This is a genomic window from Lawsonibacter faecis (assembly GCF_014287675.1).
Taxonomy (GTDB): domain Bacteria; phylum Bacillota; class Clostridia; order Oscillospirales; family Oscillospiraceae; genus Pseudoflavonifractor; species Pseudoflavonifractor faecis.
Genome location: NZ_JACOPQ010000013.1, coordinates 105,821 through 117,340, shown reverse-complemented (window position 1 = coordinate 117,340; position 11,520 = coordinate 105,821). Strand labels below are relative to the sequence as shown.

The following is an 11,520-nucleotide window of genomic DNA, read 5'->3' as shown; positions in this document are numbered from 1 at the left end:
GGGCGGGCGCGGTTTCTCCCTCCGCGGCGAACGCGGACAGGGAGAGCATGGATAAAATCATCGCTGCGCTCAGAATCAGTGCCAGGGGTTTTCTTGCTTTCATCTTTTTCTTCCTCCTTGCAATGGTGTTTTTTCCCAGAAAAGTCAAGCGGGAACCCTATAGGGTTCCCGCTTGATAAAAGTCACCTGCACCGAAAAGGAGCTCGGTACAACTGGCTGTCATATCCCATGCGGGAGTTAGACCCTATAGTTTTGCGCCGCCGGCTTTCACCGGGTTTGCCAACTGTTCGATTGTATGGAACAGATCTAGCTACACCCAATATACCGTGTCGTTTTGGAAAAAGCAAGAAGAAATACCATATTGCTACATGTTGAATAGCAAAAATTTTTTTCCAGACAAATTGTCGGGTCAAGACGAAAAATCCGGCCGGATACGTGCGTATCCGGCCGGATTTTTCACATTGCATCTATTGGGTTTTCAGGCGCAGCCACTCGCTGTCGTAGAGGGCGAGGATATTTTCGGGGAGGTTGGTGAAGGACTCGCAGCGGGCGAGGGCCTCGGCGCTAGGGTAGGCCACGGGATCATTCTTCACCTCGTCGGGCAGAGCGTCCTTGACGGAGAGAAGGGGGGTGGAGTACCCGATGGCCTTGCAGTTGGCCAGGCCCGCGTCGGTGGTGCACATGAAGTTGATAAACGCCTCGGCGTTCGTCTTGTTGGCCGCGCCCTTGGGGATGCACATGGCGTCCACAAAGATGTTGGAGCCCTCCTCGGGCAGGCACCAGGCCAGGTCGGGGTTGCTCTCGTGCATGGTGATGAAGTCGCCGGCATAGTAGGGGCCGATGGCGGCCTCGCCGCCCTCCAGCTTATCGAAAATCTGGTCCATCACGTAGCCCTGGAGATAGGACTGCTGCTCGATGAGCAGATCCACGGCCTCCTGAATCTGGGCCTCGTCGGTGGTGTTGTAGGAGTAGCCCAGGTACTTGAGGGCGATGCCGATGCCGTCACGGGAGTTGTCGAACATGAGAATCTGGCCCTTGTAGTCGCTGTCGAACAGGGAGGACCAGCCGGTGACGGGCTTGTCGATCTTGGCGGTGTTGTAGATGATGCCCACGGTGCCCCACATATAGGGCACGCTGTACTCATTGGTGGGGTCGTAGTCCGGGTCCTTCAGCGAGGGGTCGATATCGCTGAAGTTGGGGATATTGTTAAAATCCAGCTTCTCCAGCATATCCTCCTCTATCATGCGTGAAATCATGTAGTCGGAGGGGATGATGACGTCGTACTCTGCGCCGCCGCCCTTGAGGGTGGAGTAGAGGGATTCGTTATCGGGATAGACGTTGTAGTTGACCTTGATTCCGGTCTGGGCGGTGAAATCCGCAAAGATGGATTCGTCGATATACTCGCCCCAGTTGTACACGTTGACCTCGCCTGCGCTCGCGGTGTCGCCGCCGACACCGCCGCCGGTGCAGCCTGCCATGAGGGCCAGCGCAGTGGCCACAGACAGAATCATTGCCAGAGTCTTTTTCAATTCCTTTCGTTTGCCCCTTTCAGATTTGAATGATAGCAAGCCCGGAAGCCGGGCGTACTGCCTTTAACAGCAGAGCGTCACTTCTGCGTGTCCAGGAGCGCGGCGCTCCCGGGTGCGGCCAGCTTGTCGGCCTTTTTCTTCGCCGCCTTGTCCTGATTGGCCTGCCGGATATTGATCACCAGCAGCAGCGCCAGCACCACCAGGAACATGAGTGTGGACAGAGCGTTGATCTCAGGGCTGATTTTCCGGCGGGTCATGGAGTAGATGACCATGGCCAGGGTGGAGGTCTGGCTGCCGGCGGTAAAGTAGCTGATGACGAAATCGTCGATGCTCATGGTGAAGGCGATCAGCATCCCGTTCAGGACGCCTGGCATGATCTCGGGCAGCACCACCTTGCGAAACGCCAGAAAGCCGGTGGCGCCCAGGTCCTGGGCCGCCTCGTAGATATTGGCATCCAGCTGCCGCAGCTTGGGGAGGACGGAGAGGATCACATAGGGGATATCAAAGGTGATGTGGGCGATGAGCAAAGTGGCGAAGCCCTGCTTGAAGGGGAGAAAGCGCCCCGCGAAGACGAAGAGCAGCATCAGGGAGACGCCGGTGACGATATCCGCGTTGGTCATGGGGATATTGTTCACCGAGAGGCAGAGGGTCCTGGGCCGCCGCTTCATGGAGTAGAAGCCGATGGCCGCCGCCGTGCCCGCGATGGTGGCGATGGCCGCCGCAATGACGGAGACCAGCAGCGTGGTGTAGAGCGCACCCATAATCTGGGTGTTCTGAAAGAGCTTTGCGTACCAGTCCAGGGAGAAGCCGCCCCAGACCGTCCGGCTCTTGGTGGCGTTGAAGGAGAAGACGATGAGCACAAAAATGGGGGCGTAGAGGAAGAGGAACACCAGCCCCATGAAGAGCCTGGAGAAAAGTCCGTTTTTCTTCACAGCAGCATCGCCTCCTCTTCACCTTCGCCGAAGCGGTTCATCACGGCCATACAGATGAGGACGACGATCATCATCACCAGGGAGATGGCGCTGCCAAGATGGGGGTTGTAGGCCGCGCCCAAAAACTGCATCTCAATGAGGTCGCCCAGCATCATGGTCATGCCGCCGCCCAGCAGCTTGGTAATCACGAAGGTGGAGACCGACGGGATGAAGACCATGGTGATGCCGGAGAGGACGCCGGGCAGGGACAGGGGGAAGACGACCTTCTGAAAAACCCGGCGGCTGTTGGCGCCCAGGTCCTGGGCCGCCTCAATCACCCGGCTGTCGATTTTCTCAATGACCGAGAAGATGGGCAGCACCATGAAGGGCAGAAAGTTATACACCATGCCCAGCACCACCGCGCCCGGGGTGTTGATCATATGGAAGAATTCGATATTCGTGCCGAAAATACCGTTCCAGAGGTCGAAAAAACGGATGGACTGGAGCAAGCGGTTGATGAGCCCCGTGTCCTCCAGCAGACTCATCCAGGAGTAGGTCCGCAGGAGAAAATTCATCCACATGGGCAGCATGATGAGCATCATGGCCACGCCCTTCATCCGGTGGCCGGACCTGGCCAGAAAATAGGCCAGGGGATAGCCCAGGAGGATGCAGATGGCGGTGGCGACCAGCGCCAGGAAGAAGGAGTTGCCGAAGACGCCCAGATACTGGTTCATGGTGGAGAAGTTCGCCAGGGTGAAGGAGCCGTCCTTGGTGGTAAAGGCGTAGACCACGATCAGCAGCAGGGGCACCACGACAAAAACCGCCATCCAGACCACGTAGGGGACGGCCAGAATCTGATTGCGCTTACTCCTCATCGCCGTCCACCTCGGTGTCCGGGTCCTCGTTGAGCTCATCGTATTCGTCGCTGTAGGAGCTGTAGTCGCCGAACTGGCCGGAATACCGGCTCTTCTTCATGATATGGAAGCCGTCGGGGTCGATTTTCACGCCGATTTTCGCCCCCACAGGGGAGTAGTCGGTGGTTTGAATAAGCCATTTGAAGCCGCGGAAATCTACAATGATATCGTAGTGCATCCCCTTGAAGGTGACCTCGGTCACCGTGCCGGTGAGCTGGCCCTCGGCCACGGGGACGATGTCGATATCCTCGGGCCGGATGACGATATCCACGCTCTCGCCGGGGGCGAAGCCCTCGTCCAGGCAGGGGAAGTTCCTGCCGTACATCCGCACCACCCTGTCCTCGGGCATGGTGCCGTCGATGATGTTGGACTCGCCGATGAAGTCGGCCACAAAGGCGTTCTTGGGCTCGTTGTAGATGTCCTCGGGCGACCCGATCTGCTGAATTTTGCCCTCGTTCATGACCACCACCGTGTCGGACATGGTGAGGGCCTCCTCCTGGTCGTGGGTGACGTAGATGAAGGTGATTCCCACCTGCTGCTGGATGCGCTTGAGCTCGATCTGCATGTCCTTGCGCAGCTTTAAATCCAGTGCGCCCAGCGGCTCGTCAAGGAGAAGCACCTGCGGGCGGTTGACGATGGCCCGGGCGATGGCCACCCGCTGCTGCTGGCCGCCCGACAGGGAGTTCACGCTCCGCTTCCCGTAGCCGGCCAGGTTCACCAGGGCGAGGGCCTCCTCCACCCGGCGGTGGACCTCGTCGGCGGGCAGCTTCTGAATCCGCAGGCCGAAGGCCACGTTCTCAAAGATGTTCATGTGGGTGAAGAGCGCGTACTTCTGGAAGACGGTATTGACCTTCCGCTTATGGGGGGGAACGTCATTAATCCTCACGCCGTCAAAAAATACGTCCCCCGAGGTCGGCGTCTGAAAACCACCGATGATGCGCAGCGTGGTGGTCTTGCCGCAGCCGGAGGGGCCGAGCAGCGTGAGGAATTCCTTATCATTAATATAGAGGTTGAGATGGTCGATGATGACCTCGTCGTCAAACTTCATGACGATATCCGACAGGCGGATCAGTTCTTTTGCCATTATCCTCCCCCGTTCTTTTCACTGAATTCTTTGATCGTCCGTCGCGTCCCGCCGGACGGGCTTGAAACGGTAGAAAAAGGCGTACCCCACCGGCGGTTGGGTACGCCCTTATGCGCATACAAATATATATGGTATTGCGGAAAATGTCAATAAAAAACCCGAATGTTTTTCCCTGGATTTTCTGCGGCGCTCACGCCGGGAAAACGAAGGTTTTTCAGGGGGGGAAACTTCAGCGGCGGGCGTTCCTTCGTAAAGGCGGCTAGATGAAGCGAAATCAGAGCCAATCTGCACGGCGGAGGCTCCGGCGGGGTAAAATGAATGGACGGAAAGCACTGGATATCCTTTTCAATCCTGTCGAAACCTGTTATAGTAGGGACAGCAATTCTAAAAAGCTCTGGCAATGTGCCAAATTGGGGGCGTCGGCCGTGTATGAGTGCAAATTGGATGTTGTAATCTTTACTCTGGGTCCTGTTCTGCCCGAAATTGTCCGCTCTGCCGTACCGCTGGAGCACTATGAACACCATATTGAGGTTTTTGACGCCTTCAGCGCCGCCGCCGCGTCCCGTGCCGATATCCTTCTGCTGGACCTTCCGGCGGAGGGAGGGACGGACGAACTGAGGCGGCTGTGCAAGCCCCGGGCGGCGCTCATTGCCTGTCTCCCAGCACCGGCCGCGGCAGCCCTGGCGGACGGAGAGCTGGCCGCGCTCGACGATGTCTGGGTGACGCCGCTGGAGCCGCGCCTGGCGGCTCTGCGGCTGCGCCGGCTTCTGGAGCGGATAAAGCTGGAAAAGGACTGCTGGCTGACGCGGCTCTATCTGGACACCACCATCGACAGCATCCCCGATATGGTATGGTTCAAGGCCAAAGACGGTACCCACGTCAAGGTGAACAAGGCGTTTTGCCATACGGTGGGCAAGACCCGGGAGGACGTGACGGGAAAGGACCATTGCTATATCTGGGACGTCTCCCGGGAGGATTTTGAGCGGGGGGAGTTTGTCTGCAGGGAGACCGAGGAGCTCGTCATGCAGCGGCGGGCGACCTGCCAGTTTACGGAGAAGGTGAAGAGCCAGCACGGAATGCGCCAGTTCAAGACCTACAAATCCCCGCTCATTGACGAGAGCGGGGAGATAATGGGCACCGTGGGCATCGGCCACGACGAGACTGATTTGGAGAATATGGGCGCCGAGCTGGAAATTATCCTGCGCAGCATGCCCTTTGCCATTCTGGTCTGGGACGACAAGGGGATCATTGTGAACGCCAACGAAAAATTCGAGAGCTATTTCGGCGTCCGGCGCGATGAGATCGTGGGCCGCAGACATGATATGTGGGAGGCGGACCACGCGGGCGTCAAAACCAGGCCGGGCGAGGACGGGCGTCTGGAGATCCGGGTTGCGCCCAGCGACGCGCGGGAGGAACGAATTTTAAAGACCCACCTGGAGCCGATTTACGACGTATTTCATACTGAGGTGGGCAGGCTGTGCATCTTCCGGGACGTGACGGTGGAGCGTGCGCTGGAGCGGCAGCTTATCCAGAACCTGAACACCGACTTTCTCACCGGCCTGTGCAACCGCCGCCATTTTTACCACTATATGGCCGACGAGCGCTCGGGCCGCCCGGTGAGCCTCCTCTACTTGGATCTGGACCGGTTCAAGGAGGTGAACGACACCTATGGGCACCAGGTCGGCGACCAGGCGCTGATCGAGACCGCGCGGCTTCTCCGGGAGTCCTTTCCGGAGGCGTTCATCGCCCGCCTGGGCGGGGACGAGTTCATTATCGCGCTTTTGGGGGACCAGCCGCTGCCGGCCCTCCGGGACAGGGCCCATACGTTCCAGCGGCGGATGGAGGAGACGTTCAGTGCCATGCCGCGTTTCCGGCTACTCTCCGCCTGCATCGGCGTCGCCCGGAGCGGCGACCCGGACATGGACATCGACACCCTGCTCCAGCAGAGCGACGCGGCCCTCTATGCGGCCAAGGAGAGGGGCATGGGCCAGTGCTGCGTCTTCGGTGAATGAAACGGGGGCGCGTCCCTTCACCCAGCCGAAAAGCCCGCCGCAGAGAAAGCTTGCAGAGTTTCGCCGTCCGCAGAAGACGGAATAAAATGAATATCCGTCATGCTTCATGCTGTCAAAGAAGCCCCGAGGGGCTTCTTTGACAGCATGAAGCGCCCCTTCCGTGGTGAAGGGGCGCTTGCCTATCCGCCGAAGTATTCATCCACAAAATCCACATTTTCCACCGTAAAGGTCTTTCCCTTCAGGCTGTTGAGAATTCCGGCGTCGGTGGGGAAGGAGAAGGTGAGCTTATAGGAGTAGAGGGCCTGACCGCTGCGGCCGTATTTTTTGTTCTCCCGCTCACGGCCGTATTTGCCGTCCCCCAGCAGGGGGCAGCCCGCGTCTGCGAACTGAGCGCGGATCTGGTGGGTCCGGCCGGTGAGAAGCTCGCACTCCACCAGGGAGAGGCCGTCCTTCACCCTGAGCGTCTTATATAAGGTAAGGGCGTTCTTGCCCCCGGCAACCGGTCTGCGGTAGACCGCGACCTGCTTCTTGGCCTCGTCCTTCAAAAGAAAGCTCTCCAGCCTTCCCTCGGGCGGGTTCATGCGGCCCAGCACCACGGCCAGGTAAAATTTATCGATCTCCCGGTCCCGGATCTTGTCGTTCATGATCCGCAGGGTCTCGGCATTTTTGGCGGCAATGACAATGCCGCCGGTATTGCGGTCGATGCGGTTGCACAGCGCCGGGGTGAAGGAGTGCTCCCAATAGGGACTCCACTCCCGCTTCTGGTACAGATACGCCTGGATGTGGGTGATGAGGGTGTTGACCCGCTCGCTCTCGTCCGGGTGGACCACCATGCCGGGCCGCTTGTCCACCAGCAGGAGGTTTTCGTCCTCATACACGATGCTCAGGCTGGGCTTGAAGATGGAGAGAAAGGCGTTTTCCGGCGTGGGGGTATCGAAAAACTCGTCGTTGATGTATAATTGCAGACGGTCGCCCAATTGCAGGCGGTAGTCCCGCTGGGAGCCTTTGCCGTTGACCTTGACCCGCTTGAGCCGGATGTACTTCTGCGCCAGCGGGGCGGGGAGGAGGGGCAGGGTTTTGCCCAGCCAGCGGTCCAGCCGCTGGGTCGCGTCGTTTTTCTCAATGGTGAACTCTTTCATAAATTACGCTCCCGCTGAGGCGGGGGACGGAGCCCGGCCTCTAAGTATCAGATTTGTATGGCAAATGCCGCTTTCCGGCTATTATAGCATATTCTTCGAAAAATTTGAAGAAAGTATTTGACATTGCTCCCGGTTTTCATTATAATACTACACGTGTCATTGTGCGAGGTGAACCATGCGACTGAATCTGAGAGACATCATACCCGTTCCCGGCGCCAGCCTTCCCTTTGATTTTCAGATGGATTTATCCGATCTGGAATGGAACGGCGAGCGGCCGGCCGCGCATCCCATCCGTGTGACGGGAACCGTGCGGAATATGGCGGGCGCGCTCCTGCTGGAGGGCGAGGCTTCAACGGTGCTGGAAGTAAACTGCGACCGCTGCCTGAAGCCCTTTTCCGAGGAGATGCAGGTGCCCCTGGAGACCCTGCTTGCCGACGAACTGGCCGATGAGGCCAGCGAGGCCGATATCTTCCTCCTGGAGGGGGACGAGATCGACGTAGGCGAGGTTGCGCGGACGGCGTTCATTCTTGCGATGGAGCCTCAGCACATTTGCTCAGAAGACTGTAAAGGCCTTTGCGCCAAATGCGGCGCGAATCTCAACGACGGCCCCTGCGCTTGCAAGAGCGAGGTCGACCCGCGTCTGGCCAAGCTGGCCCAGCTTCTGGATCAGCCTGAGTAAGTAATCCGCGTGCCCGCAATGGGTATAGCTTAAGGAGGTGTCACCATGGCGGTTCCTAAGAGTAAAGTGTCCAAGCAGCGTCGGAATAAGCGTCGCAGCTCCGTGTGGAAGCTGGAGACTCCCACTTCCACGACCTGCCCCAAGTGCGGCGCGTTTCGCCTGCCCCACCGGATGTGCAAGTCCTGCATGACCTACAATGGTCGTGAGTTCGGTCTGACTGAGGCGGCGAAGTAAGCAAACTGCATAGGAGAGAGAAGGAGGGGGAGACCCCTCTTTCTTTTTTGGAGAAGTGCATAGCGCCGTCCCCCGCATACATTCCGTGCCACCCTTACTGACAGAGGAGAACCGCTATGAGCATGACAGTCATCCGCTCCGTCGACCACGGCAGCCCGGCGAAGAAGGCCGGGGTGCGTCCGGGGGAGACCCTGACCCATGTGGGGGGCCACGCCATCGTGGACGTGCTGGACTACAAATTCTACACCTACGACGCCCGCCTGGAGCTGACTCTGGCCCAGCCCGACGGGGGCAGCCGCAAGGTACTGGTGAAGAAGAGGGAGGGTGAGGATCTGGGCCTCAACTTTGAGACCTACCTCATGGATAAGGCCCGCTCCTGCGCCAACCAGTGCATCTTCTGCTTTGTGGACCAGCTCCCCCAGGGGATGCGGGACACCCTCTATTTTAAGGATGACGACGCCCGGCTATCCTTCCTGATGGGCAACTATATCACCTTGACAAATCTGTCACAGCGGGAGCTGCAGCGGATTATTGACCTGCGCATCTCCCCCATCAACGTCTCGGTCCACACCACCAACCCGGACCTGCGCGCCCGGATGCTGGGTCACAGGAACGGCGGCGCGGGCATTGAGCACATGAGGCGGTTTGCCGAGGCGGGGATTATCATGAACTGCCAGATTGTCTCCTGCCCGGGCATCAACGACGGGCCGGAGCTCATGCGCTCCATGGAGGACCTGGCCGGGCTCTACCCCGGCGTGAATTCGGTCTCCGTCGTTCCCGTGGGCCTCACCAGGCACCGGGAGGGCCTGTGCAGCCTCCGTCCCTACACCCGGGCCGAGGCGGCCGCGGTGGTGGATATGGTGGAGGAATATGGGAAGACTTGTATGGAGCGCTTTGGCACCACCCTCTTCTGGTGCTCCGACGAGTTCTACCTCCAGGGCGGGCGCGGCCTGCCCGAGGACGAGTATTTTGAGGACTACACCCAGCTGGAAAACGGCGTGGGGATGCTCCGCCTTTTGATGACGGAGTTTGAATCCGCCGTGGGCAGCGTGGACTGCGTGGAGTCGGTGGCCCCCTTCTCCATCGCCACCGGGGTGGCCGCAGCCCCGTTCCTGCGGCAAATCGTTGACATGGCCGCCACAAAATGCCATACTATGGAGAGGGCCGTCTACCCAATCATCAACCATTTCTTTGGGGAGACCATCACCGTCGCCGGTCTCGTCACCGGCGGCGACCTGATCGCCCAGCTCAGGGGGAAGCCCCTGGGAAAGCGCCTGCTGCTGCCCGTCAATATGCTCCGCCACGGGGAAGACGTCTTTTTGGACGATGTGACCATCGCAGATGTGGAGCGGGAGCTGGGCGTGAAGGTAACGCCCGTCAACCAGGACGGCTTTGAGCTGTGCGACGCGATCTTCGGAGAATAAAAAGGGGAAAGAAAAAAGGAAGCATGTTTCCGGAAGAAAAGGCGGCTGCGCGGGGCCTATTTCCAGGGTGTGTCTGAAAAGACTGTGCAGCGCGTCTTTCAACGGGAAAAGCGCCCTGCTGCGCCGTTTTCCCTTGCATTCCATCCAGGACTCCTGCGAATAAACGGCTTGCATGACGCCCTTCCCGCTCGAAATCCACACCACCCCGACTTATCAGATACACCCGAATTCCCCTTTCCTTTTTTCTTTTCAGGGAGGTTTTTATGGCAAAGCCATTGGTTGCAATTGTGGGCCGTCCCAACGTGGGTAAGTCCATGCTCTTCAACAAGCTGGTGGGAGCGCGGCTCTCCATCGTGGAGGACACCCCCGGCGTGACCCGCGACAGGCTCTACGCCGAGGCGGAGTGGCGCAGCCGGAAGTTCGACCTGGTGGACACCGGCGGCATTGAGCCCGGCACCGACAGCGAGATATTGAGCTTCATGCGGGAGCAGGCCGAGATCGCCATCCAGAACGCCACGGTGATTATTTTTGTCTGCGACATTAAAACCGGCCTCACCGCCTCTGACCAGGAGGTGGCGAATATGCTCCTCCGCTCCGGAAAGCCCGTGGTGCTGGCGGTGAACAAGATGGACCAGGTGGGGGCCACCAACCCGGACATCTACGAGTTTTATAACCTTGGCCTGGGCGATCCCATCGCAATTTCCTCCGTCCACGGCCACGGCACCGGCGAGCTGCTGGACGCCTGCTTCGAGTACTTCCCCGAGGCGGGGGAGGACGAGGAGGAGGACGACGTCATCAGGGTGGCGGTCATCGGCAAGCCCAACGTGGGCAAGTCCAGCCTGGTCAACCGCATCCTGGGCGAGCAGCGGGTCATCGTTTCCGATATGGCGGGCACCACCCGGGACGCGGTGGACAGCTATTTTGAGAATGAGAAGGGGAAGTATATCCTCATCGACACCGCGGGCATGCGCAAGAAGGCCAAGGTGGATGACCGGATTGAGAAATTCTCCGTCCTCCGGGCCACCATGGCCATCGAGCGGTCCGACGTGTGCCTTATCATGATTGACGCCCAGGAGGGCGTCACCGAGCAGGATACCAAGGTGGCCGGCCTGGCCCACGAGGCGGGCAAGGCCTGTATCATTGTGGTGAACAAGTGGGACGCCATCGAGAAGGACGGCAAGACCATGGACCGGATGCGGGAGGATGTGCGCCGTGACCTCTCGTATATGACCTATGCCCCCATCGTCTTCATCTCCGCCCTGACCGGCCAGCGGGTGGAGCGGCTCTTCGAGCTCATCAACTACGTCAACGACCAGGCGTCCCTGCGCATCACCACGGGCATGCTCAACTCCGTTCTGGCCGACGCCACCGCCCGGGTCCAGCCCCCCACCGACAAGGGCCGCCGCCTGAAAATCTACTATATGACCCAGGTGGGCATCAAGCCGCCCCACTTCGTCATCTTCTGCAACGACTACCAGCTCTTCCATTTCTCCTACCAGCGGTACCTGGAAAATCAGATTCGCAGCACCTTCGGCCTGGAGGGGACCCCTGTGGTACTCTCCATCCGGCAGAAGGGCGACAAGGAGGGGTAATC

At 59.3% G+C, this 11,520-nt stretch carries 10 protein-coding genes and 1 riboswitch; of the genes, 5 read left to right on the top strand and 5 right to left on the bottom strand.

Annotated elements, in window-relative coordinates:
- Positions 1–204 precede the first annotated feature (204 nt).
- Positions 205–291: riboswitch (cyclic di-GMP riboswitch) on the bottom strand.
- 176 nt (positions 292–467) lie between these two features.
- The 4 genes from H8S62_RS14820 to H8S62_RS14805 form a co-directional block, all read right to left on the bottom strand.
- Complete coding sequence (locus H8S62_RS14820) at positions 468–1,511, bottom strand: ABC transporter substrate-binding protein (protein WP_243255713.1); 1,044 nt, start codon at positions 1,509–1,511, stop codon at positions 468–470.
- A 95-nt stretch (positions 1,512–1,606) separates the two neighbouring features.
- Positions 1,607–2,428, bottom strand: coding sequence for an ABC transporter permease (locus H8S62_RS14815; protein ID WP_155149884.1), 822 nt, complete (start codon positions 2,426–2,428; stop codon positions 1,607–1,609).
- Between the two features lie 29 nt (positions 2,429–2,457).
- The gene (locus H8S62_RS14810) at positions 2,458–3,315 is read right to left on the bottom strand and encodes an ABC transporter permease (protein WP_186920058.1); all 858 of its coding nucleotides are present in this window, start codon (positions 3,313–3,315) and stop codon (positions 2,458–2,460) included.
- Positions 3,305–4,438: an ABC transporter ATP-binding protein gene (locus H8S62_RS14805; RefSeq protein ID WP_155149727.1), complete on the bottom strand. Its 1,134-nt coding sequence runs from the start codon at positions 4,436–4,438 to the stop codon at positions 3,305–3,307. The genes H8S62_RS14810 and H8S62_RS14805 overlap by 11 nt, the downstream gene beginning before the upstream one ends.
- 425 nt (positions 4,439–4,863) lie before the next feature.
- On the opposite strand from H8S62_RS14805, the gene H8S62_RS14800 reads away from it, so the two are divergent.
- Positions 4,864–6,450 (top strand): diguanylate cyclase domain-containing protein, encoded by a 1,587-nt coding sequence (locus tag H8S62_RS14800; RefSeq protein ID WP_186920057.1) that lies wholly within the window; start codon positions 4,864–4,866, stop codon positions 6,448–6,450.
- 179 nt (positions 6,451–6,629) lie between these two features.
- Here the strand turns inward: H8S62_RS14800 and H8S62_RS14795 are convergent, their stop codons facing one another.
- Complete coding sequence (locus H8S62_RS14795; RefSeq protein ID WP_186920055.1) at positions 6,630–7,589, bottom strand: RluA family pseudouridine synthase; 960 nt, start codon at positions 7,587–7,589, stop codon at positions 6,630–6,632.
- A gap of 175 nt (positions 7,590–7,764) precedes the next feature.
- Between H8S62_RS14795 and H8S62_RS14790 the strand changes: the two genes are divergently transcribed.
- The 4 genes from H8S62_RS14790 (at position 7,765) to der (ending at position 11,518) form a co-directional block, all read left to right on the top strand.
- Positions 7,765–8,268 (top strand): YceD family protein, encoded by a 504-nt coding sequence (locus tag H8S62_RS14790; RefSeq protein WP_155149733.1) that lies wholly within the window; start codon positions 7,765–7,767, stop codon positions 8,266–8,268.
- 45 nt (positions 8,269–8,313) lie between these two features.
- The gene (gene rpmF / locus H8S62_RS14785) at positions 8,314–8,502 is read left to right on the top strand and encodes a 50S ribosomal protein L32 (protein ID WP_155149736.1); all 189 of its coding nucleotides are present in this window, start codon (positions 8,314–8,316) and stop codon (positions 8,500–8,502) included.
- 116 nt (positions 8,503–8,618) lie between these two features.
- Positions 8,619–9,926, top strand: coding sequence for a DUF512 domain-containing protein (locus H8S62_RS14780; protein WP_186920053.1), 1,308 nt, complete (start codon positions 8,619–8,621; stop codon positions 9,924–9,926).
- Between the two features lie 263 nt (positions 9,927–10,189).
- Entirely contained in the window at positions 10,190–11,518 is a 1,329-nt protein-coding gene (der, locus tag H8S62_RS14775; RefSeq protein ID WP_186920051.1) for a ribosome biogenesis GTPase Der, read from the top strand.
- The last annotated feature ends 2 nt before the right edge of the window (positions 11,519–11,520 follow it).